The organism is Pseudomonas sp. B19125 (genome assembly GCF_044218855.1).
GTDB classification, from domain to species: domain Bacteria; phylum Pseudomonadota; class Gammaproteobacteria; order Pseudomonadales; family Pseudomonadaceae; genus Aquipseudomonas; species Aquipseudomonas edaphica.
This window is the reverse complement of the sequence record NZ_CP162589.1, coordinates 646,452-668,683: the sequence shown is the minus strand read 5'-3', so window position 1 is coordinate 668,683 and position 22,232 is coordinate 646,452. Positions and strand designations below refer to the sequence as shown.

At 61.3% G+C, this 22,232-nt stretch carries 24 protein-coding genes; 13 read left to right on the top strand and 11 right to left on the bottom strand.

Annotated elements, in window-relative coordinates; all coding sequences use genetic code 11:
* Positions 1-137 precede the first annotated feature (137 nt).
* Positions 138-1,532: an argininosuccinate lyase gene (gene argH / locus AB4P96_RS02905; protein ID WP_008439335.1), complete on the top strand. Its 1,395-nt coding sequence runs from the start codon at positions 138-140 to the stop codon at positions 1,530-1,532.
* A 100-nt stretch (positions 1,533-1,632) separates the two neighbouring features.
* Here the strand turns inward: argH and AB4P96_RS02900 are convergent, their stop codons facing one another.
* Positions 1,633-2,292 carry a glutathione S-transferase family protein gene (locus AB4P96_RS02900; RefSeq protein ID WP_099550276.1) on the bottom strand — a complete coding sequence of 220 codons (660 nt, stop codon included), beginning with the start codon at positions 2,290-2,292 and terminating at the stop codon, positions 1,633-1,635.
* A 126-nt stretch (positions 2,293-2,418) separates the two neighbouring features.
* On the opposite strand from AB4P96_RS02900, the gene AB4P96_RS02895 reads away from it, so the two are divergent.
* The 3 genes from AB4P96_RS02895 (at position 2,419) to AB4P96_RS02885 (ending at position 6,065) form a co-directional block, all read left to right on the top strand.
* Positions 2,419-2,703 carry a hypothetical protein gene (locus tag AB4P96_RS02895; RefSeq protein WP_017135000.1) on the top strand — a complete coding sequence of 95 codons (285 nt, stop codon included), beginning with the start codon at positions 2,419-2,421 and terminating at the stop codon, positions 2,701-2,703.
* A gap of 95 nt (positions 2,704-2,798) precedes the next feature.
* Entirely contained in the window at positions 2,799-3,053 is a 255-nt protein-coding gene (locus tag AB4P96_RS02890; RefSeq protein WP_010207442.1) for a TIGR02647 family protein, read from the top strand.
* Positions 3,054-3,224: 171 nt separating this feature from the next.
* Complete coding sequence (locus AB4P96_RS02885) at positions 3,225-6,065, top strand: class I adenylate cyclase (protein WP_395600489.1); 2,841 nt, start codon at positions 3,225-3,227, stop codon at positions 6,063-6,065.
* On the opposite strand, the gene rnk is transcribed toward AB4P96_RS02885, so the two are convergent.
* The 3 genes from rnk to cyaY all read right to left on the bottom strand — a co-directional run bounded on the left by rnk (position 6,062) and on the right by cyaY (position 7,157).
* Positions 6,062-6,472, bottom strand: coding sequence for a nucleoside diphosphate kinase regulator (gene rnk / locus AB4P96_RS02880; RefSeq protein WP_017134998.1), 411 nt, complete (start codon positions 6,470-6,472; stop codon positions 6,062-6,064). The two genes, AB4P96_RS02885 and rnk, sit on opposite strands and share 4 nt — an antisense overlap.
* 131 nt (positions 6,473-6,603) lie before the next feature.
* Positions 6,604-6,822, bottom strand: coding sequence for a DUF1289 domain-containing protein (locus tag AB4P96_RS02875; RefSeq protein ID WP_017134997.1), 219 nt, complete (start codon positions 6,820-6,822; stop codon positions 6,604-6,606).
* A 2-nt stretch (positions 6,823-6,824) separates the two neighbouring features.
* Positions 6,825-7,157: an iron donor protein CyaY gene (cyaY, locus tag AB4P96_RS02870; RefSeq protein ID WP_099550435.1), complete on the bottom strand. Its 333-nt coding sequence runs from the start codon at positions 7,155-7,157 to the stop codon at positions 6,825-6,827.
* 239 nt (positions 7,158-7,396) lie between these two features.
* On the opposite strand from cyaY, the gene AB4P96_RS02865 reads away from it, so the two are divergent.
* From AB4P96_RS02865 to AB4P96_RS02840, 6 genes are read left to right on the top strand one after another with little or no spacing between them, the layout of a single operon-like run.
* Positions 7,397-7,564, top strand: a complete 168-nt coding sequence (locus tag AB4P96_RS02865) for a lipoprotein (RefSeq protein WP_017134995.1) — start codon at positions 7,397-7,399, stop codon at positions 7,562-7,564.
* Positions 7,565-7,573: 9 nt separating this feature from the next.
* Complete coding sequence (lysA, locus tag AB4P96_RS02860) at positions 7,574-8,821, top strand: diaminopimelate decarboxylase (protein ID WP_017134994.1); 1,248 nt, start codon at positions 7,574-7,576, stop codon at positions 8,819-8,821.
* 3 nt (positions 8,822-8,824) lie between these two features.
* Positions 8,825-9,655: a diaminopimelate epimerase gene (dapF, locus tag AB4P96_RS02855; RefSeq protein ID WP_017134993.1), complete on the top strand. Its 831-nt coding sequence runs from the start codon at positions 8,825-8,827 to the stop codon at positions 9,653-9,655.
* A 13-nt stretch (positions 9,656-9,668) separates the two neighbouring features.
* Complete coding sequence (locus AB4P96_RS02850; protein ID WP_017134992.1) at positions 9,669-10,385, top strand: DUF484 family protein; 717 nt, start codon at positions 9,669-9,671, stop codon at positions 10,383-10,385.
* Positions 10,386-10,387: 2 nt separating this feature from the next.
* Complete coding sequence (gene xerC / locus AB4P96_RS02845) at positions 10,388-11,287, top strand: tyrosine recombinase XerC (RefSeq protein WP_017134991.1); 900 nt, start codon at positions 10,388-10,390, stop codon at positions 11,285-11,287.
* Positions 11,284-11,985: an HAD family hydrolase gene (locus AB4P96_RS02840; protein WP_017134990.1), complete on the top strand. Its 702-nt coding sequence runs from the start codon at positions 11,284-11,286 to the stop codon at positions 11,983-11,985. Before xerC ends, AB4P96_RS02840 begins: the two co-directional genes overlap by 4 nt.
* Positions 11,986-12,153: 168 nt before the next feature.
* Here AB4P96_RS02840 and sutA read toward each other — a convergent pair whose 3' ends face one another.
* The 4 genes from sutA to glnK form a co-directional block, all read right to left on the bottom strand.
* Positions 12,154-12,480 carry a transcriptional regulator SutA gene (sutA, locus tag AB4P96_RS02835; protein WP_017135899.1) on the bottom strand — a complete coding sequence of 109 codons (327 nt, stop codon included), beginning with the start codon at positions 12,478-12,480 and terminating at the stop codon, positions 12,154-12,156.
* 101 nt (positions 12,481-12,581) lie between these two features.
* Positions 12,582-13,007, bottom strand: coding sequence for a secondary thiamine-phosphate synthase enzyme YjbQ (locus AB4P96_RS02830; RefSeq protein ID WP_099550273.1), 426 nt, complete (start codon positions 13,005-13,007; stop codon positions 12,582-12,584).
* A 209-nt stretch (positions 13,008-13,216) separates the two neighbouring features.
* Positions 13,217-14,557: an ammonium transporter gene (locus tag AB4P96_RS02825; protein WP_017135897.1), complete on the bottom strand. Its 1,341-nt coding sequence runs from the start codon at positions 14,555-14,557 to the stop codon at positions 13,217-13,219.
* A gap of 35 nt (positions 14,558-14,592) precedes the next feature.
* Positions 14,593-14,931 carry a P-II family nitrogen regulator gene (gene glnK / locus AB4P96_RS02820; protein WP_002555808.1) on the bottom strand — a complete coding sequence of 113 codons (339 nt, stop codon included), beginning with the start codon at positions 14,929-14,931 and terminating at the stop codon, positions 14,593-14,595.
* Positions 14,932-15,352: 421 nt separating this feature from the next.
* On the opposite strand from glnK, the gene AB4P96_RS02815 reads away from it, so the two are divergent.
* Entirely contained in the window at positions 15,353-15,616 is a 264-nt protein-coding gene (locus AB4P96_RS02815; RefSeq protein WP_058421153.1) for an accessory factor UbiK family protein, read from the top strand.
* Between the two features lie 197 nt (positions 15,617-15,813).
* Positions 15,814-17,310 carry a YifB family Mg chelatase-like AAA ATPase gene (locus AB4P96_RS02810; protein ID WP_099550272.1) on the top strand — a complete coding sequence of 499 codons (1,497 nt, stop codon included), beginning with the start codon at positions 15,814-15,816 and terminating at the stop codon, positions 17,308-17,310.
* 182 nt (positions 17,311-17,492) lie between these two features.
* Here AB4P96_RS02810 and AB4P96_RS02805 read toward each other — a convergent pair whose 3' ends face one another.
* Complete coding sequence (locus AB4P96_RS02805) at positions 17,493-18,071, bottom strand: TetR/AcrR family transcriptional regulator (RefSeq protein WP_017135877.1); 579 nt, start codon at positions 18,069-18,071, stop codon at positions 17,493-17,495.
* A gap of 112 nt (positions 18,072-18,183) precedes the next feature.
* On the opposite strand from AB4P96_RS02805, the gene AB4P96_RS02800 reads away from it, so the two are divergent.
* On the top strand, positions 18,184-19,098 hold the full coding sequence (locus tag AB4P96_RS02800) for an ABC transporter six-transmembrane domain-containing protein (protein ID WP_395600488.1): 915 nt from the start codon (positions 18,184-18,186) through the stop codon (positions 19,096-19,098).
* A 3-nt stretch (positions 19,099-19,101) separates the two neighbouring features.
* Here the strand turns inward: AB4P96_RS02800 and AB4P96_RS02795 are convergent, their stop codons facing one another.
* Both AB4P96_RS02795 and AB4P96_RS02790 read right to left on the bottom strand, forming a co-directional pair.
* Positions 19,102-21,078 (bottom strand): methyl-accepting chemotaxis protein, encoded by a 1,977-nt coding sequence (locus AB4P96_RS02795; RefSeq protein ID WP_395600487.1) that lies wholly within the window; start codon positions 21,076-21,078, stop codon positions 19,102-19,104.
* A 166-nt stretch (positions 21,079-21,244) separates the two neighbouring features.
* Positions 21,245-22,165 carry a LysR substrate-binding domain-containing protein gene (locus AB4P96_RS02790; protein WP_395600486.1) on the bottom strand — a complete coding sequence of 307 codons (921 nt, stop codon included), beginning with the start codon at positions 22,163-22,165 and terminating at the stop codon, positions 21,245-21,247.
* Positions 22,166-22,232: the final 67 nt, after the last annotated feature.

Sequence of the window (22,232 nt, the reverse complement as noted above, 5' to 3'; positions counted from 1 at the left end):
GTTCGGCGGCAAGGCACTTAGCCATCCTTGGCGCAAATAAAAATGCCGATCACCCGTAGCATCGCCTCAACGGGCAACCCTGTTATTATCGGCGGCACACCTCCACGCCTCTTTTTAAGCAGATCACGAGCGAATCCATGAGCACCGACAAGACCAACCAGTCCTGGGGCGGCCGCTTCAGTGAACCCGTCGACGCCTTCGTCGCGCGCTTCACCGCCTCCGTCACCTTCGACCAGCGCCTGTACCGCCACGACATCATGGGCTCGATCGCCCACGCCACGATGCTGGCCAAGGTCGGCGTGCTGACCGACGCCGAGCGCGACAGCATCATCGACGGCCTGACCACCATCCGCGGTGAGATCGAAGCCGGCACGTTCGACTGGCGCGTCGACCTGGAAGACGTGCACATGAATATCGAGGCGCGCCTCACCGACCGCATCGGTGTGACCGGCAAGAAACTGCACACCGGTCGCAGCCGTAACGACCAGGTGGCCACCGATATCCGCCTGTGGTTGCGTGACGAGATCGACCTGATCCTGGCCGAAATCACCCGCCTGCAAAAAGGTCTGCTGGAGCAGGCCGAGCGTGAGTCCGGCACCATCATGCCCGGTTTCACCCACTTGCAAACCGCGCAGCCTGTGACCTTCGGCCACCACTTGCTGGCCTGGTTCGAAATGCTCAGCCGCGACTACGAGCGCCTGGTGGACTGCCGCAAGCGCGCCAACCGCATGCCGTTGGGCAGCGCGGCATTGGCCGGCACCACTTACCCGATCGACCGCGAATACACCGCGCAGCTGTTGGGTTTCGACGCCGTGGGCGGCAACTCCCTGGACGGCGTGTCGGACCGCGACTTCGCCATCGAATTCTGCGCCGCCGCCAGCATTGCGATGATGCACCTGTCGCGCTTCTCCGAAGAGCTGGTGCTGTGGACCAGTGCGCAATTCCAGTTCATCGACCTGCCGGACCGCTTTTGCACCGGCAGCTCGATCATGCCGCAAAAGAAAAACCCCGATGTACCGGAGTTGGTGCGCGGCAAGAGCGGCCGTGTGTTCGGCGCGCTGATGGGCCTGCTGACCTTGATGAAAGGCCAACCTCTGGCCTACAACAAGGACAATCAGGAAGACAAAGAGCCGCTGTTCGACGCTGCCGACACCCTGCGCGATTCGTTGCGTGCGTTTGCAGACATGATCCCGGCGATCAAGCCCAAGCACGCGATCATGCGTGAAGCGGCATTGCGCGGTTTCTCCACTGCCACCGACCTGGCGGACTACCTGGTGCGCCGTGGCCTGCCATTTCGTGACTGCCACGAAATCGTCGGTCATGCTGTGAAGTACGGCGTGGACACCGGCAAGGACCTGGCGGAAATGAGCCTGGAAGAACTGCGCCAGTTCAGCGACCAGATCGAGCAGGACGTGTTCGCCGTGCTGACCCTTGAAGGCTCGGTGAATGCCCGTAACCACGTGGGCGGCACTGCGCCGGCGCAGGTCAAGGCAGCCGTTGTGCGCGGCCAGGCACTGCTCGCCAGCCGCTAAAAGCATCGCAGGCAAGCCAGCTCCCACACTTGAATGGGTTCACAATTCAAAATGTGGGAGCTGGCTTGCCTGCGATAGCGTCATCCCTGCCGCCAAATATCTACTTCTTGGCCGCAATCATCGCCATAAACGCCGGCATCGCTGCCTCCCTGTCCGCCGCCACCCTCTTGGCGTTGGGCATCTCATGCAAGCGCTCCAGCAAGGCCTTGGCCTTCGGCAACTGCGCCAGCAAATCCAGGCCAAACAGCTTCTCGCCCACCGCGCAGGCGAGGTTCACGCTGTACATGAAATACAGATCGGCAATCGTGAAGCTCTCACCCGCCACATACGGCGCGAACTTGCCGTGCCGGCCCAAAGAACCAACCCCCAGCAACAACTCAGCCTTGGTTTTGTCCTTGATCGCATCCGGCACCGGCATACCAAAGAACGCCTCGGCAAAACACGCGCGGGCGGGCAACTCGATATACAGCTCGATCTCCCGGCACAACGCCAGCACCTGGGCGCGCTGATACGGGTCGGCGGGTAGCAATGACGGGCCTTCCTGGGTTTGCTCGATGTACTCGAGGATCACGCTGGTTTCGTTGATAAAGCCTTGCTTGACGCCCAGCACCGGCACCTTGCCACGCGGGCTGACGGCCAGGGCTTCAGGGGTTTGGCCTGCGTAAAACGGCACTTCTTCGAACGGCAGGCCTTTCTCCAGCAGCGCCAGTTTGACCATGTTGTAGTAGTTGCTGACCGAAAATCCGTAAAGCTTGAGCATTGCGAATGCCTCCAGGCCGGGTGTGGGGTTGGCTGCAGGAGTTATAGATCCATGCAGGCCGCCTGACCAGCAGCATCAGTTGCCTGAATGGCGGTAGACTGGCGCCCTTTCCTTGAGGAGCCTGCCATGAGCGAGCCGACCGATATCGACAGCGACGAAGAAGAGTTCACCGAAAATACACTGATCGAAGCGATCGAAAATCAAATCGAAAGCGACAACCCGCCTGCCGCCAAGGCTACGTTCAACAAACTGACCCTGGTGGGTTATGAGCGTGAAGAGATCCTGAATCTCATGGCTCACGTGCTGGCTTTCGAGATCGACGCGATGCTGGACGAGGATCGCGCATTCAATACCGAATGGTACGAAACAGCCCTGCGGGCGCTGCCTGAGTTGCCGCCGGAAAAGGAATAATCCGGGCACGCAGCAACACGCTGGACAGTTCGGCAAAGTGCGTTCACCTTATGGCCTGCTAGCCTCTAATAAATTTTAGAAAGTCTGGAGTCCTTATGTCGTATACCCCTGAGTTGGTTGCCGAACTGGAAATCCTTGTACTCTTCCCCTTGGACAGCACCAAGGAAGGTCTGAAAGTCCACCAGACCGCCGCGCCTACTGCCATCGCCGCTGCCAAACGCCTTCATGCCAAAGGCCTGATCGACCAGCCGGATGGGGGCTACCTGACCAGCCTCGGCCGCGACGCTGCCGAGCAAGCGCAAACCCTGCTGACTATCCTGACTACCGCCACTACCAAAGAAGCTGCCTGACACCTTACTGTCGCCCATGGGGTCCGCCTGCGGCGGATTCCGAGGGCGTTGCTGTGGACCGCACAAAATTCTGACGCCAAAAAGCCACATATCATCTAAACCTCCTACGCTTCTGGCTGTAAACTCCTACACGGCCGCCCACGTCGGGCTCTGCGAGCCAACGACCCAGAAATGACCCGCACCCATGAAATCCGCCCCGACCTGGACGAAGGCATCGACCGCAAGGTGCTGGCCCAGTTGCGTGCGCGCTTCATGGCCCTCAATGCAGGCCGCATGGCGCGCGCCGTCGAAGGGCTGACGCCGCGCCAACAAAGCGTGCTGACCCTGCTGCCGTTGTTTTTCCACGTCAACCACCCGCTGTTGCCCGGCTACGTCTCGAGCAGCACGCCGGCAGGCTTGTCGAATTTCGAACCCGACGCCCAGGCCCTCACCGAAGCCCAGCGCCTGACCCGCTCGTTCTCCTATAAGCCGCGCCATGGCAACCCGCCGCGGCCGATCCATGGCCTGTTCCTGATGGGCAGCCTCGGCACCCTGGCCCAGGCGGACCAGAGCGACATGGACGTGTGGGTCTGCCACGCTGCGGACCTTGGCGAGAACGAACTGGCCGAGCTGCGCAAAAAGTGCCAGTTGCTGGAAGCCTGGGCACTGACCATGGGCGCCGAGGCGCATTTCTTTCTGATCGAGCCGACGCGCTTTGTTTCAGGCGAGCGCGATACGCAACTGAGCTCTGACGATTGCGGCACCACCCAGCATTACCTGTTGCTGGATGAGTTCTACCGCACCGCCATCTGGCTCGCCGGGCGCACGCCCATCTGGTGGCTGGTGCCGGTCTATGAAGAAACCCGCTACGCCGAGTTCACCCACGCGCTGATCTCCAAACGTTTTATCCGCGCCGATGAAACCCTCGACCTCGGCCACCTGGCGCACATCCCGCCGGGCGAATTCATCGGCGCGGGGTTGTGGCAACTGTTCAAGGGCATCGAGTCGCCTTACAAATCGGTGCTCAAGCTGCTGCTGACCGAGGTGTACGCCAGCGAACACCCGAACGTGCACTGCCTGAGCCTGCGCTTCAAACGTGCGGTGTTTGCCAACCAGATGGACCTGGATGAGCTGGACCCGTACATCGTGGTCTACCGCCGCATCGAGGAATACCTCAGGGCGCGCAATGAACCCGATCGCCTGGAGCTGGTACGCCGCGCGCTGTACCTGAAGGTCAATCGCAAGCTCAGCGCCGGCCAACGCAGCACCAGCTGGCAGCGGCTGTTGCTGGAACGCCTGGCCCATGAATGGGGTTGGGACCAGCGCCAACTGGCCTTGCTGGACAGCCGCAGCCAGTGGAAAGTGCGCCAGGTGGCTTCCGAGCGCCGCGCATTGGTCAGCGAACTCAATTACAGCTACCGCTTTCTCACCCAATTCGCCCGCACCGAGCAGACCGTCAGCCTGATCAACAAGCGCGACCTCAATGTGCTGGGTCGGCGCCTGTATGCCGCGTTTGAGCGTAAAGCCGGCAAGGTCGAGTTCATCAACCCCGGCATCGCCCCGGACCTGGCCGAAGACACCCTGACCCTGGTGCAATCGCCCAACCGCAAAGAGCCCGGCCAGCACCACTGGGGCTTGTACAACGGCAACCTCACGGCGCTGGAATGGGAGCACTTCGCGCCGATCAAGCGCAGCCGCGACCTGTTGGAAATGCTCACCTGGTGCCATCGCAACGGCGTGATCGACAGCAGCACGCGCCTGGCCTTGCACCCAGGCGTCAGCGACATGACGGAATTCGAGCTGTTCAACCTGCTGGGCTGCCTGCAACAGACCATCGCCCTGCCCCTGGCCAGCGTTGATGAAGACCGCCTGTTGCGCTCGGCGGTGCCGGAAGAGGTGCTGTTGCTGATCAACGTCGGCGTCGACCCGCTCAAGCATCACCGCGACTTGAATATCCTGATGACCACCGAGCGCACTGACTCCCTGAGTTACGCCGGTGTGCGCGACAACCTGGTGCTGACCCTGGATCAGGTCACGCTCAACAGTTGGAACGAGGTATTGGTCAGCCGCTACGACGGCCCCCATGCACTGCTCGACTGCCTGCGCGACTACCTCAACCAACTGCCGCCGAACCACCTGCCACGCCTGCGGGTGCGCTGCTTCTGCCACAACCGTGCGCAATTCATTGCCCAGCGAGTAGAAGAAATCTTCGATACCGTACAGAACCTGCTGCTGAGCCAGTCCAATCACCGCTACCTCCTGCAGGTGCAGCAGCACTATCACGTGATGGAACTGACGCCGGGCCAGGCCACTCACGTGCCACTGCTGACCCAGGATGCGCTGATCGCCTACCTCAGCGAAGAACTGGCCAGCTACAGCCCGCTGCACCTGGATGCCATGGCGCTGGAAGACCACGACCTGGCCCTGCTGCTGCCCATGGGCGTGGCTGATTGTGTGCAGGTGTTCTACCGGGCCAATGAAGGCTTCGCCGAGCTGTATGTGCTGGATGAGTTCAATGCGCTGTGGCAGCAACGCTTGCCGTTTCATGATGAGCAAAGCCTGCTGGCGCCGCTGCAGCGCTTCCTGCAATCGATCATCTATCGCCGCGAAGCGCTGGCACCGCTGGACACGCAACAGCCGCTGGGTGAAGTGCAGATTTTGTATTACCAACTGTTGCCGTCAGGCAGCCACCGCGCCCGCGGCATCGAGCCTCGGCCGGTGCCGCAAAACCCGGCCAACAAGCCGTTTTATGACGTGCAGGCGATTATCGGCAAGGCCGCACCCGGCCAGGTCGGCATCACGCTGTATTGCAATCAACGGGAGTTTTCGGAGTTGGAGTTCGGCGACCAACTGTTTGCCGTGGTCGCCCAGGAAATCGTCGGGCAACGCCGGGAGACCGAGCTTTACCGCTGCTACATCACCGACCTGGACCTGTCCGGCCTGCTCGGTGATGTGCAAAGCCCGAGCAACTTGTATCTGCGTTACAAGGCCGAGCTGGAGTTGTCGCTGAATGCGGCGCTGAGCCAGATTTAGAGAGGGAAGGCGCCGCCATCTTTGGGCTGGCCTTCGACGCTGAGCAATTCAAGCTTGAGGGTTTTGCCGCCCGGCGCCGGCCAGTCGATGTGCTGGCCCACTTGCAGGCCAAGCAAGGCGCTGCCTACCGGAGCCATGATCGAAATTTTGCCTTCATCGGCGTTCGCGTGCTTCGGGTACACCAGGGTCAGGTGGTAGTCCTTGCCGCTGCCTTGCTCACGGCAATGCACGCTGGAGTTCATGGTCACGACACCCGCAGGCACTTCATCGTGGCCAACCACGTCTTCGGCGCGGTCGAGTTCGGCTTGCAACGCTTCGGCGCCGGGAGAGTCGTCGCCCAAGCGGTCGATCAATTGCTCCAGACGCTGCACGTCAAGACGGGTAAGAATGATGGAAGGTGCGGTCATGATTCAGGCAGACTCCTTTTTTCTGCACAAAAAAGCAAAACCCCGCCAGGAAAAGGCGGGGTTCTCACGGGCCTCGATGAGTTGAGGCGTACCCGGACACTACCACAGCGTCACAAATAAACAAGACGGCCTCAGGCGCGCGCCCTGCGCTGTTCGGCCTCGGCGCAGATCACCCGGCGCCGGGCATCGTCGGCGGAGCGCCATTCACGGATGTCTTCCACGTGCCGGTGGCAGCCGAGGCAGACTTTTTGCTCGTCCAGGCGACACAAACTGATACAAGGTGACGGCACTGCCGGGCTGACATTGCTGAACAGCGGCTTGGGTGGGCGTACAGGTGCAGGCTGGGTCACGATCAGATCTCGTCGAAGTCCAGCTCAGCGCCGGCTTGTTCCTGGACCAGGCGTGCGAGCATTTCGCTTAACAGCTCATCGCTGGTATCGCACTGCCAGTTTTTGTCTTCTTCGTTGTAGTCGAAGTGAAAACCACCCGAACGCGCCGCCAGCCATAGCTGACGCAGCGGCTCCTGACGGCTGAAGATCAGTTGGGTGCCGTTTTCAAACTTAACGGTCAGCACGCCAGCCGAGTTCTCCAGGTCCACATCCAGGCCGCTGTCGTCGAAAATATCTTCCAGCGCCTGCTGGGTCGAATCCACCAGGTCGTGAAAACGGGCTTCGGTCAAACTCATTGTGGGAACCTCGAAAAGTGTCTGGTCACGCTCAAGCGGCGCACGATACGGACGCGCCATGATGATTGCAAAGGATACCGATTTCATTACCCGCAGCCGCGTGAAATATCCTCATTTAGCGTAGGCCGAATCGCGACATGCTCGGCAAACCCCCGCCGGACGGGTATTACGGCGCATAGGCAAGCTGCCGGGTGGTCGGTATACTCGGGCGCAATTAATGCATATTCAAGGATTTCGCCATGAAGCGCCTGATCTCTTCCCTTGCTGCGCTCGTCGCGGTCGCTTGCCTCGTTAGTGCCTGTGGTCAAAAAGGCCCGCTGTACCTGCCCGATGACAGCAAAGACCCGAACGACCAGGCACAGTCGTCGCAGAAAGCTGCGAAAGCGCATAAGCACGACACTTACTAAGGGAACATCATGGACGCTTTTAACTACCGGGACGGCGAGCTGTTCGCGGAAGGCGTGGCGCTGTCCGCGATTGCCGAGCAGTTTGGCACCCCGACCTATGTGTACTCGCGTGCGCACATCGAAGCCCAATACCGCTCGTTCACCGACCCACTGGAAGGCGTTCCACACAGGGTGTGCTACGCGGTCAAGGCCAACTCCAACCTGGGTGTACTGAATGTCCTGGCGCGTCTTGGCGCTGGTTTTGACATCGTTTCCCGTGGCGAGCTGGAACGTGTTCTGGCTGCCGGCGGCAAGGCTGACAAGATCGTCTTCTCGGGTGTCGGCAAAAGCCGCGAAGACATGCGCCGCGCTCTCGAAGTGGGCGTGCATTGCTTCAACGTCGAATCCACCGACGAGCTGGAGCGCCTGCAAGTGGTCGCCGCCGAGATGGGCGTTCGCGCGCCGATCTCCCTGCGCGTCAACCCGGACGTCGATGCCGGCACGCACCCGTATATCTCCACCGGTCTCAAAGAGAACAAGTTCGGCATCGCCATTGCCGACGCCGAGGACGTGTACATCCGTGCCGCACAGCTGCCGAACCTGGAAGTGCTGGGTGTCGACTGCCATATCGGCTCGCAACTGACCACCCTGCCGCCGTTCCTGGACGCCCTTGATCGCCTGCTGGCGCTGACCGATCGCCTTGGCGAGTGCGGCATCTACCTGCAACACATCGACCTCGGTGGTGGCGTGGGTGTGCGTTATCGCGATGAAGAGCCGCCGCTGATCGCCGATTACATCAAGGCTGTGCGTGAGCGCACCGAAGGCCTCGGCCTGACCCTGATGTTCGAGCCGGGCCGTTACATCGTTGCCAACGCCAGCGTGCTGCTGACCCAGGTCGAGTACCTCAAGCACACCGAGCACAAGGATTTCGCCATTGTCGATGCAGCAATGAACGACCTGATTCGCCCGGCGCTGTACCAGGCGTGGATGGACGTCACTGCCGTAACCCCGCGCGAGGGCGAAGGCCGCGCCTACGATATCGTCGGCCCGATCTGCGAAACCGGCGACTTCCTGGCCAAGGATCGTCAGCTTGCGCTGGAGGAAGGCGACCTGCTGGCCGTGCATTCGGCCGGTGCCTACGGGTTTGTCATGAGTTCCAACTACAACACCCGCGGCCGTGCCGCCGAGGTGCTGGTGGACGGTGATCAAGCGTTTGAAGTGCGTCGCCGCGAGACGGTAGCCGAGTTGTTTGCTGGCGAAAGCCTGCTGCCGGAGTAAGCCATGCTGCTGCGTTTTACCAAGATGCACGGGCTGGGTAATGATTTCATGGTCCTGGACCTGGTCAGCCAGCACGCGCACATCCTGCCCAAGCACGCCAAACAGTGGGGCGACCGGCACACCGGCATCGGTTTCGACCAGTTGCTGATCGTCGAGGCGCCGAGCAACCCGGAGGTGGATTTCCGTTACCGGATCTTCAACTCCGACGGCTCCGAAGTGGAACAGTGCGGCAACGGTGCGCGCTGCTTTGCGCGCTTTGTGCTGGACAAACGCCTGACTGCCAAGCGCCAGATTCGTGTCGAGACCAAAAGCGGCGTGATCGAGCTGGACATTCGCAGCGACGGCCAGATCAGCGTCAACATGGGCGCGCCACGCCTGGTGCCAGCGGATATTCCGTTTCAGGCCACCGAGCAGGCCGCCAGTTACGCGCTGGATGTAGAAGGCAAAATCGTCGACATCGCTGCCGTCTCCATGGGCAACCCCCATGCCGTACTGCGGGTCAACGACATCAACAACGCCCCGGTGCATGAGCTGGGGCCGAAGATCGAGCATCACCCGCGCTTTCCGGCACGGGTCAATGTGGGCTTTTTGCAGGTGATCGACCGTACCCGTGCGCAACTGCGTGTATGGGAACGCGGCGCCGGCGAAACCCAGGCGTGCGGCACCGGTGCTTGCGCCGCCGCCGTCGCCGCGATCAGCCAGGGGTGGATGGATTCGCCCCTATTGATCGACCTGCCGGGTGGGCGTTTGTCCATCGAGTGGGCAGGGCCTGGCCACCCGGTGATGATGACCGGGCCGGCCTCGCGTGTATACGAAGGACAGGTCCGTCTATGAGTGAGCCAAGCTAATGACCGATAAGCCTCAAGTACCCGCCCAAGCAACCCCAAGCGAAAGTCTGGAGGCCGCTGCTGTCGCGGCGTACCTTGAGGCTAATCCGGACTTCTTCGTCGAACACGATGAACTGCTGCCCGCCCTGCGCATCCCCCACCAGCGTGGCGATACCGTGTCGCTGGTGGAGCGGCAGATGAAGATCCTGCGCGAGCGCAATATCGAAATGCGCCATCGGCTTTCACACCTGATGGATGTGGCCCGCGACAACGACCGCTTGTTCGACAAGACCCGCCGCCTGATACTGACCCTGATGGACGCCAACAGCCTGGAAGAAACGGTCATCGCCGTGGAAGACAGCCTGCGCCAAGACTTTCAGGTGCCGTTTGTCAGCCTGATTTTGTTCAGCGACAACCCGATGCCGGTGGGCCGCTGGGTCAGCGGCAGCGACGCGCAAACCGCAATCGGCGGCCTGCTCTCGGAAGGCAAGACCATCAGCGGCACCTTGCGTGAACACGAGCTGGATTTCCTGTTTGGCGCCGAACAGCGCAAGCAGATCGGTTCCACCGCCGTGGTCGCCCTCAGCCATCAGGGCTTGCACGGCGTGCTGGCGATTGCCAGCCGTGACCCTGCGCACTACAAAAGCTCGGTGGGCACGCTGTTCTTGACCTACATCGCCGAAGTGCTGGGTCGCGTCTTGCCCCGCCACACCACCACCCTGCGCGCGGTGCGCTAGCCATGGAACGGCAACTGGACGCTTATTGCGCTCACCTGCGCAACGAGCGCCAGGTGTCGCCTCACACCCTGGAAGCCTATCGACGGGACCTGAACAAGGTCCTGGCGTACTGCGAAAAACAACAGATCACCAGCTGGAAGGCGCTGGATATCCAGAGCCTGCGCAGCCTGATCGCGCGCCTGCACCAGGCGGGCCAGTCTTCGCGCAGCCTGTCGCGCCTGCTCTCAGCGGTACGCGGCCTCTATCACTACCTCAACCGTGAAGGCCTGTGCGACCACGACCCGGCCAATGGCCTGTCGCCGCCCAAGGGCGAACGGCGCCTGCCCAAGACCCTCGACACCGACCGCGCCCTGCAACTGCTGGACGGCGCCGTTGAGGATGACTTCCTGGCCCATCGTGACCAGGCGATTCTTGAGCTGTTTTATTCCTCGGGCCTGCGTCTGTCGGAGCTGACCGGCCTGAACCTGGATCAGTTGGACCTGGCGGACGGCCTGGTACAAGTGCTCGGCAAGGGCAGCAAGACCCGTGTGCTGCCGGTGGGCAGGAAGGCCCGCGAAGCCTTGCAGCTGTGGTTGCCGCTGCGCCTGTTGACCAACCCGGCCGACGATGCGGTGTTTGTCAGCCAGCAAGGCCGACGCCTGGGGCCACGGGCGATTCAGGTGCGGGTCAAGGCGGCCGGCGAGCGCGAACTGGGGCAAAACCTGCACCCTCACATGCTGCGACATTCTTTTGCCAGCCATATGCTGGAGTCGTCCCAGGACCTGCGGGCCGTGCAGGAGCTGCTCGGCCACTCCGATATCAAGACCACGCAGATCTATACCCACCTCGACTTCCAGCACCTGGCAACGGTATACGACAGCGCCCATCCACGGGCCAAACGCATCAAGGGCGGCGACTCATGAGTATCAAGCTGATCACCTTCGACCTGGACGACACGCTCTGGGACAACGTACCCGTCATCATCAACGCCGAGGCGTCGATGCGCGAATGGCTGGCACTTAACGCCTCCAAGGTTGGCGACTTGCCTCTGGAACATTTCGCCAGCCTTCGCCAGCAGGTGTTGGAGCGCCATCCAGAGCTTAAATATCGCATCAGCATCCTGCGTCATAAGGTCCTGATGCACGCGTTTGAAGAGGCGGGTTACCCACAGCCTGAGGCCACGCAGATGGCGGATGTGTGCTACGAGGCGTTTATTCACGCCCGTCACCAGCTCACTCCGTTCCCGGAAGCGGAGCCCATGCTAAAGGCGTTGCGCCAGCACTTCCTGCTGGGCGTGATCACCAACGGCAATGCCGATGTGCAACGCGTGGGGCTGGCGGATTACTTCCACTTTGCCCTGCGCGCCGAGGATATCGGCATCGCCAAGCCGGATGCGCGGCTGTTTCAGGAAGCCTTGCAGCGCGGTGGCGTGGATGCAAATCAGGCCGTGCATATTGGCGATCACCCTGGCGATGACATCGCCGGTGCGCAGCAGGCCGGGCTTCGCGCGGTGTGGTTCAACCCGACGGGCAAGGCGTGGGAAGCGGATAAGCAGCCGGATGCAGAGATTCGTAGCCTGACAGAGTTGCCGGGGCTGCTGCGCAGCTGGCAGTCACGCTGAAGATTCAAAGTGGGAGCTGGCTTGCCTGCGATAGCGGTCTGTCTGACCCACCGCTATCGCAGGCAAGCCAGCTCCCACAGGGCTATGCAATGAATTTTAAGAATTTGTTTCAGGCATGAAAAAGCCCGCAGCGACGGCGGGCTTTTTCTTACAAGCAGTCTGCTGACCTCAGATAGGTCGGCTGCCGTACTTGTTATCCGGCTTCTTCGGTGGGTCTGCCACCACGTTGGCCTCGACTTCCTGCACTTTGCCGCCTTTAGCGAGGAATTCTTCCATCGCACGGGCCAGCGCATCGCGCTCTTTGTTCTTGGCTTCAACGCTCGGCAGTTCGTCTACCGAGACAGCGGCCTTGGCTTTGCCTTTGGCTGCCGGGGCGGGTGCATCATCGCCACCGTCGTCGTCAGCAACGTCTTCAGCTGCCGCTTCAAGACCTTCTTCAGCCTCGTCGTCGTCGCCTACTTCAAGGTCGTCGTTTTCCAGATCATCGTCGCTCATGTTCTACCTCATGACTTGCGAAAAGCAGATTAGTTATAGCCCAGCTTCACCCTCTGTCGAGGTCGCCGGAAAAAAATCACATCCACTGGATAACCAGTGGCTTATGCCCCATCACCGTGCAAGGTGGCGAGGACTTTACGAGCACCGCCATGATCACGGTGCTCGCCCAGATAAACACCTTGCCAAGTCCCTATTGCCAAGCGGCCGGCCTTGACCGGCAAACTCAACTGGCAGCCCAGCAGACTGGCCTTGAAGTGCGCCGGCAGATCATCCGGACCTTCGTCGTTGTGTTCGAACCCTGCACGCCCTTGCGGCACCAGCGAGTTGAAAAAACGCTCGAAGTCACGGCGAACCGCCGGGTCGGCATTCTCGTTGATGGTCAACGAGGCCGAGGTGTGCTGCAGCCACAAATGCAACAGGCCTACTCGGCAAGCCTTTAACTCAGGCATGCCGGCAAGCAACTCATCCGTTACCAGGTGAAAGCCCCGGGGCTTGGCCCGCAGGGTAATCAGGGTCTGTTGCCACATACAGTTCTCCGCCCATCGGCGCGCATTCTAGCGCGGTCTGGGAAAAAACAAAGTGTCGAATACGCCTACATGCATGTAAGACTTTCGCATCCTCAAAAGTGCCGTGTGGATCCCATCACAAACTCGGCAAAAAACCCATCCGCCTTTAGCCACAGACAAACACCAGACAAAAAAATGCCCGGCAAGCCGGGCATCTTTTTTTCGCGTACTTACAAGTTGTAGCCGCGTTCGTTGTGTTGCGCCAGATCGAGGCCCACCGCCTCTTCTTCGTCGGTCACCCGCAGGCCCATCACCATGTCCAGCACCTTGAGGATGATGAAAGTCACGATGGCCGTGTAGATCACGGTGAAGCCCACGCCTTTGCACTGGATCCAGACTTGCGCCGCGATGTCAGTAGTGGCCGCGTTGAAGCCGCCCAGCGAAGGCGCTGCGAACACGCCGGTGAGGATCGCGCCGAGGATACCGCCGATACCGTGCACACCGAAGGCGTCCAGGGAGTCGTCGTAGCCCAGTTTGCGTTTCAGGGTGGTGGCGCAGAAGAAGCACACCACGCCCGCTGCCAGGCCGATGACCAGAGCGCCCATCGGGCCAACAGTGCCGGCAGCCGGAGTGATTGCAACCAGGCCGGCGACTACGCCCGAGGCAATGCCCAGTGCGCTTGGCTTACCGTGGGTGACCCACTCGGCGAACATCCAGCCCAGTGCCGCAGCAGCGGTAGCGATCTGAGTGACCAGCATCGCCATACCGGCAGTACCGTTGGCCGCCGCAGCAGAGCCTGCGTTGAAGCCGAACCAGCCGACCCACAGCATGGCCGCGCCGACCAGGGTGTAACCCAGGTTATGCGGTGCCATCGGGGTGGTCGGGAAGCCTTTACGCTTGCCAAGTACCAGGCACGCCACCAGGCCGGCCACACCGGCGTTGATGTGCACCACGGTGCCGCCGGCGAAGTCCAGCACGCCCCAGTCGCCCAGCAACGAGCCCGGACCGCCCCACACCATGTGGGCAATCGGCGCATAGACCAGGGTGAACCAGACGCCCATGAAGATCAGCATCGCGGAGAACTTCATACGCTCGGCGAATGCACCGACGATCAGCGCAGGGGTAATGATGGCAAAGGTCATCTGGAAGGTGACAAACACCGCCTCAGGGAACAGCGCCGCAGGGCCGGTGATGCTCGCCGGGGTTACACCCGACAGGAACAGTTTGGACAGGCCGCCCACGAACGAGTTGAGGTTGACGACGCCTGCTTCCATACCGGTGGTGTCGAACGCCATGCTGTAGCCGTAAACGAACCACAGGATGGTGATCAGGCCGGTGATGGCGAAGCACTGCATCATCACGGAAAGAATGTTTTTGGAGCGCACCATGCCGCCGTAGAACAGCGCCAGGCCCGGAATGGTCATGAACAGTACCAGCGCGGTGGATGTGAGCATCCACGCCGTGTCGCCGGAATTGAGGACTGGAGCAGGGGCTGGGTCCGCCGCCAATGCCAGGGCCGGCATTACGAGGGACAACAGGGCTCCTAGCCCTGCGAATTTACGCAGAGTCATATTGTTTTCTCCTGGGGCGTTGGGGGTTTGGCGGCTTAGATTGCGTCGGTATCGGTTTCGCCGGTACGGATGCGAATAGCCTGTTCCAGATTGACCACGAAGATCTTGCCGTCACCGATCTTGCCGGTGTTGGCCGCCTTGGTTATCGCCTCGATAACCCGGTCAAGATCCTTGTCGTCAATGGCGACATCAATCTTCACCTTTGGCAGGAAATCGACCACGTATTCCGCGCCGCGATACAGCTCGGTGTGACCCTTCTGCCGACCGAAGCCTTTGACCTCAGTAACGGTAATGCCCTGCACGCCGATCTCGGACAGTGACTCGCGTACATCGTCCAACTTGAACGGCTTGATGATGGCAGTGACTAGCTTCATGAAAACTCTCTCCCGAATTGGTGGACTTGCCCCAGGAAAACAAACCCGTCTCAAGTCTAAGCGCAGTGCCTGGCTTTGTAACGCGTCGTCGCCTCGGCATTTGCCGTTGCGACGCCAGCGAACCACTGGTGACGAAACCTGTACCCCTGATCCGTCGGCGCACTGCATTCGTCACAGCGACTGCATCAGTGCATGGGTCATGATCGTCTAAGCAGAAACCTTGCCAGCTCCGTAAAAACCACTGAAATCAGTCCTTTGCCCACTTATGCCCACCTGCGGGGCGTATTGGCGGCTGCAATGCGCACAAAAACAGTGCGTAGCCGCCCAGCCCTCTGCGCGAAAAGCGTGCGCTCGCGGCCGTGAAAGGACTATAGACGCTGCGTGATACACTGCCGGCCAACAGTTTTCCGGAATATTTCCCATGCTCGCGCCCAAAGACCTCCTCGACGCCCTGAGCGGCCACGCCTCTCGCCTGTTCAGCGGCGAAACCCCGCTGCCCCGCAACGAAATCGAAAGCCAGTTCAAGGCGCTGCTGCAAAGCGGCTTCAGCAAGCTTGACCTGGTGAGCCGGGAAGAATTTGACAGCCAGATGGTCGTACTGGCCCGCACGCGTGCGCGGCTGGAGAGTCTGGAAGCGAAGGTAGCGGAGCTGGAAGCGCGGTTGACGCCACCCGCTGCTGAATAAACCCGGCCCCTGTGGGAGCTGGCTTGCCTGCGATAGCGGTGTTGAATTCACTGGCGCTATCGCAGGCAAGCCAGCTCCCACGGTGTTCTGCGTCGCTCTTTGGATACGTTCAGTAAAACCTCCCGCCCTCGAAAGCATCTCACCTCGTCTACCCTTGAAAAACCCGCAGGAAGCGGCCTCCCACTCAAGGAACGAGCATGTCCCTCGCCATCGTCCACAGCCGTGCCCAAATTGGCGTAGAAGCCCCCGCCGTTACCGTCGAAGTGCATATGGCCAATGGTCTTCCATCGCTTACCTTGGTGGGCCTGCCGGAAACCGCCGTCAAGGAAAGCAAGGACCGCGTGCGCAGCGCCATCCTCAACTGTGCGCTGCAATACCCGGCCCGCCGTATCACCCTCAACCTGGCGCCCGCCGACCTGCCCAAGGATGGCGGGCGTTTTGATCTGGCGATTGCCTTGGGCATCCTGGCCGCCAGCGTGCAGGTGCCGGCATTGATGCTCGATGACGTGGAATGCCTGGGGGAATTGGCCCTGTCCGGTGAGGTGCGGGCGGTCAAAGGTGTGCTGCCGGCCGCGCTGGCCGCACGCAAGGCCGGGCGCACCGTGATAGTGCCGCGGGCAAATGCCGAGGAGGCGTGCCTGGCGTCGGGGTTGAAGGTGATTGCAGTGGACCACCTGCTGCAAGTGGTGGCGCACCTGAATGGGGTTGTGCCGATTGAGCCGTATAAATCCGACGGCTTGCTGTACTTGAACAAGCCCTACCCGGACCTGAGTGAGGTGCAAGGCCAGCTTGCCGCCAAGCGCGCACTACTGATTGCGGCGGCGGGCGCGCACAACCTGCTGTTCAGCGGACCACCCGGCACCGGCAAGACCTTGCTCGCCAGCCGCCTGCCTGGTTTGCTGCCGCCCTTGAGTGAGCAGGAAGCCCTTGAAGTGGCGGCCATTCAGTCAGTGGTCAGCCTGGCGCCGTTGAGCCATTGGCCGCACCGTCCGTTTCGTCAACCGCACCATTCAGCGTCGGGGCCGGCGCTGGTGGGCGGCGGGTCAAAACCGCAGCCGGGGGAAATTACCCTGGCCCATCATGGCGTGCTGTTTCTGGATGAGCTGCCGGAGTTTGATCGCAAGGTGCTGGAAGTGCTGCGCGAGCCGCTCGAATCCGGGCATATCGTGATCTCCCGCGCCCGCGACCGGGTGAGTTTTCCGGCACGTTTTCAATTGGTGGCCGCCATGAACCCCTGCCCTTGCGGCTATTTGGGCGAACCCAGCGGGCGCTGTCGGTGTACGCCGGAGCAGATTCAGCGTTATCGCAACAAGCTCTCAGGGCCGTTGCTGGACCGGATCGACTTGCACCTGACCGTGGCACGGGAGACCACTGCGCTGAACCCGACCCAACACACTGGCGATAATACGGCGACGGCTTCGGCGCAGGTGGCAGAGGCTCGAGAACGCCAGCAAAAGCGCCAGGGCTGCGCCAATGCCTTTCTGAATCTGCCGGGGTTACGCGAGCACTGCACACTGGCAAAAGCCGATGAAGGCTGGCTGGAAGGCGCCTGCGAGCGACTGACCTTGTCCCTGCGCGCAGCCCACCGGCTGCTCAAGGTAGCGCGCACCCTGGCGGACCTTGAGCGGGTTGAAAACATTGCCCGGCATCATTTGCAGGAGGCCTTGCAGTACCGGCCTGCGGCAGTCGGCTAGCGCTTAATGAACGCAAATTCTGTGGCATGTGGGCTTTTGTGGCGAGCGGGCTTGCCCCGCGTTGGAGTGCGAAGCGCTCCTGATCCGGCCAATACGATTCAACCGGTAGAGCCGGGGCCGCTGCGCAGCCCAACGCGGGGCAAGCCCGCTCGCCACAGTGAAATGGTGTAAATACCGAGCCCTTATGCGGAGAAACCCAACAGCAGCTGCGCCACTTCCATGACCTCATCCAGCACCGCCTCGGCCGATTCCACAGACGGCTTGAGCATCAGGTCATCGGCATACCCCATCGCCAATGCGAAAATTTGCCGGGCCGCGCGTTGCGGCGAGTCGCAGCGAAATACACCCTCAGCCACGCCTCGCTCAATCACCTCGGCCAGCATGCCTTGCCACTGCGCGTTGATCACCAGATACGCCTGGGCCATTTGCGGGTCGTGCATGGCTTCGTCCCAGGCATCCAGCCACAACGCCCAGCCGGCATCAGCGGTGCTCGGCAGGCAATCACCTAAAAAACCCACCAGCGCCTCAAGCGGCGGCGCATCCGCCAACGGCTCGCGCACTTCATCCAATTGCTCATTGGCAAAGCGCACAAAGGCTTCGCGACGCAGTTCGTTCCAGTCGCTGAAGTAGTGATAGACGTGGCTGCGCGACAAGCCGGCATGCTCGGCCAGGTCGCGGGTGGACACATCGGCAAAACCCTTGCTGCGAAACAGCTCCAGGGCAGCGGCGATGATCTGGTCTTTACGGTCGATACGCGACATGGGCAATTCCTTTGGGCGCCGGTAGATAAGCGGCGCTTGCTTTTTGAGCGATCGCTCAAGGATACTTGAGCAGTCGCTCAATAATAGCGGCTATCACTCCTTTGGTGCACCCATGTCATCCGTGACCCCGCAAATCCTGATTGAAGAAAGCAAGAAAATCGGCCAGCAATCCGCCGGCCAAACGCTCAAGGCAATCGCCAAGGCCTACCCCGGCAAGCTGTTCTGCACACTGTCACTGGTGGCGCTGGAAAATGCTCTGCTGCTGGCCTACCCGCTGTTTGCCGGGTTTGCGGTGGACTCGATTATCCGTGGCGATGCCACCAGCGCATTGTTCTATGCGTTGGTGGTGATGGCGTTCTGGGTGGTCGGCGCGGCGCGACGGGCGCTGGATACGCGCACTTTTACGCGGATCTACGCCGACCTTGCGGTGCCGGTGATTCTCAACCAACGCCAGCAGAACCACAGCACCTCAAAATCCGCCGCGCGGGTGGTACTTGCGCGCGAATTCGTCGACTTCTTTGAAAAACACGTGCCGATTATCGCCACGGCGCTGGTCTCGATTATTGGCGCGGCGGTGATGCTGATCGTGATTGAGCCGTGGGTCGGCCTGGCGTGCCTGGCCGCCCTGCTGCTGTGCGTGACGCTGCTGCCACGCTTTGCCCAACGCAACCAGGCGCTGCATGAGCGCCTGAATGATCGCCTGGAAAAAGAAATCGGGTTAGTCGAAAAAGTCGGCGCACCGACCTTGCGTCGCCACTACCACGTGCTGTCACGCCTGCGCATCTGGCTGTCTGACCGCGAGGCCGCCGCGTACCTGTTTCTCGGCACGCTGGCAGCCCTGCTGTTTGTGGTCGCGATCAGCCAGTTGGCTTTGTCGCCGGCGGTCAAGGCCGGCCACATCTACGCGGTCATGACCTACCTGTGGACCTTCGTCACCAGCATGGACGAGGCACCGGGGATGGTCGACCAACTGGCGCGCCTCAAGGATATCGGCAAGCGCGTGGACCCAGGCCTGGGCGAGCATTAAGCCTTAACGAAAACGGTCGACCTCATGCCGCAGGCCGGCCGCCAGGGTTTCCAGTTCCTTGGCGGTAATGGCCAGGTTCGACACCACTTCGCGCTGTTCGCTGTTGGCCAATGCGATGCTTTGCAAGTTGCTGCTCAGCACGTTGGCCGTGCTGCTCTGCTCCTGGGTCGCGGTGGTAATGGCAGCAAATTGCTGGCCTGCCGAACGGCTTTGCTCGTCGATGCGCGCCAGGGCCGAAGCGACGTCGGCGTTGCGCGACAGGCCTTCCTGCATCAACACGTTGCCGTGCTCCATGGTGCTGATGGCGTTGCCGGTTTCCTGCTGGATGCTTTGGATCATCACCGAGATTTCGTCGGTGGCCTGGCGCGTTCGCGAGGCCAGGTTGCGCACTTCGTCGGCAACCACCGCAAAGCCCCGGCCTTGTTCACCGGCCCGCGCCGCCTCGATGGCGGCGTTGAGCGCCAGCAGGTTGGTTTGCTCGGCAATCGAGGTGATCACCCCGACGATTCCGCCAATTTCCTGGGAGCGCTGGCCCAAGGTGTTGATCACCGTGGCCGTGCTGTTGAGGGCGGTGGCGATATGCTCCAGCGACGACGACGCCTCTTGCATTGAGGTGCGGCCAATACGCGTTTGCTGGGCGTTTTCCTGGGCCAGTCGCTCGGTATTGCCCATGTTGTCGGCAATGTTCAGCGAGGTGGCGCTGAACTCTTCCACTGCGCCAGCCATGCTGGTGATTTCGCCGGACTGCTGCTCCATGCCCTCATAAGCCCCACCCGACAGGCCGGACAACGCCTGAGCCCGGCTGTTGACCTCTTCGGCCGCTTTACGGATGTGCGAGACCATGGTCGAGAGTGCTTCGCCCATCTGGTTGAAGCTGCTCGCCAACTGGCCGATTTCATCATGGCTGGACACATTCAAGCGTGCGCTCAAATCGCCAGCGCCCAAGGCTTCGGCCTGGCGCACCAAGTCGCTCAAAGGCTGCAACTTGCTGCGCAGCAACCACACCGCCGCGCCTACTGCCAGCAACATCGCCAGTACGCTGCCGATCACCAGTCGAATACCCACCGCCCAGGTGACTGCACGTATTTCGGACTTCGGCATGCTCGCCACCACCGACCACGGGCCGCCTTCGAACGGCACCGCGACACTGTAGAAATCTTCGTCCTTGTCGCTCCAGAAGCGGCCTTTGCCTGGGTTCTTGGCCAGATCAAGTATCACCGGGACCGCCTGATCCAACGCCTGCACACCCGCCGGTGGCACCAGCCAGTGCTTCTGTTCGTCCAGCAAGGCAAGCGAGCCAGTCTGGCCGATACGGAAGCGCTTGAGGTTGTCGAACTGGGCCTTTTGCTCATCGGTGTAATCAAAGCCGATAAACAACACGGCGATCACCTTGCCGGCGGCATCGCGCACGGGGCTGTACTGGGTCATGTAGGCGCGATCGAACAACACCGCCCGCCCGATGTAATTCTGCCCGGCCAACAGGCGCTGGTAGGCCGGATGCTGGTGATCCAGCACAGTCCCGATGGCGCGATTGCCATCTTGTTTGGTCAGGGAGGTACTGATGCGAATGAAGTCTTCGCCACTGCGCACAAACACCGTGGCCACCCCGCCGGACATCTGCTTGAACTCGTCCACCTCAGCGAAGTTGTTGTTCAACACCTCATCGCCCAACAACAGACTCGGGGTCTGCACACCGGCCACGGCGACTTGCTGGTCCGGGCGCACACTCAAGCCGGCGCCAAAGCGCTTTTCAAACAGCCCGCTCAATCGCTGAGTGCTCTCGCGCAAGGTGCTGTGGAAGGTGTTGAGTTGATCGGCCAGCAAGCGTGCCTCGCTGGCCAGGTGTTCCTCGCGGGTGTCGAGGTTGGCCGAATCCAAGGAACGCAGGGCAAAAACAGTACTGCCGCTGATGACGACCGCCAAAATAACGGCCAAGGCGAGGCCTAACTGGGAGGCGATCCGAGCGCGAGGTTGAGACATGACAGCTCCTGGCCGAGGCCAGGATCATCCTGATCTCTTAGCGCAGCTCGGCAAATTATCGTGTGGGAAACGCTGGAAAATGGGGGTTCCAACACACCTTATTCGGCAAGCGCGGGCAATACTTGAGCGATTCACAGGGGTATCGCGCAAACGATTGCACATAAGGCTAGGCAAGGCGTTCAACCTGGGGCAATTCCATGGCATTGACTTCGCCTTGAAGAAACTCAGCCAAGCGCCGCAAACGCTCGCCACCGGGGCGGGTTTTCGGCCACACCAGGTAGTAATTTTCCCCACTGGCTACCGCCGTCGGCCACGGCAGGCTCAAGCGGCCCTGGGCCACGTCTTCGGCCACCATCAGCAAATCGCCCATGGACACGCCGTAACCCCGCGCGGCGGCGATCATGCCTAACTCCAAGGTATCGAACACCTGCCCACCCTTGAGCGACACCTGGGACGACAACCCCATGCGCTCCAGCCAATTGCGCCAGTCACGGCGGTCGGGCGTGGGGTGCAGCAGCTCGGCGCTTGCCAGGCGAGCGACGTCCCAGGGGCCGTCATTGAGCAGATTGGGCGCGCCCACCGGGATCAGCAGTTCGGGGAACAGGTAGCAGGCCTCCCAATCCGCCGGAAAGTGCCCGTAGCTCAGTAATACAGCGCAGTCGAAGGGTTCCTGGTTGAAGTCCACTTCATCCACGCTCATCCATGCACTGGTCAGTTGCACTTCATTGCCAGGCTGCAAGGCGCGAAAGCGACTGAGCCGCGCCAGCAACCAGCGCATGGTCAGGGTCGATGGCGCCTTCATGCGCAGGATGTCGTCTTCGGCGTTCAGGGTGTGGCAGGCGCGTTCCAGCGCCGCGAAGCCTTCGCGCACGCCGGGCAACAGCAGGCGCGCCGCTTCGGTGAGCTGCAGGTTGCGGCCACTGCGCTGGAACAGGCGGCAGGCGAAGTGCTCTTCGAGCGTGCGGATATGCCGGCTGACAGCACTTTGCGTGATGGAAAGCTCATCCGCCGCACGGGTAAAAGAGTTGTGCCGGGAGGCGGCTTCAAAGGCGCGCAAGGCATACAGCGGCGGTAGACGGCGTGCCATAGAAGAACCCCCTCAGATCAATACCCAACCCTACCATGAGTTTTAATCATGCGAATGATCGCTTTTA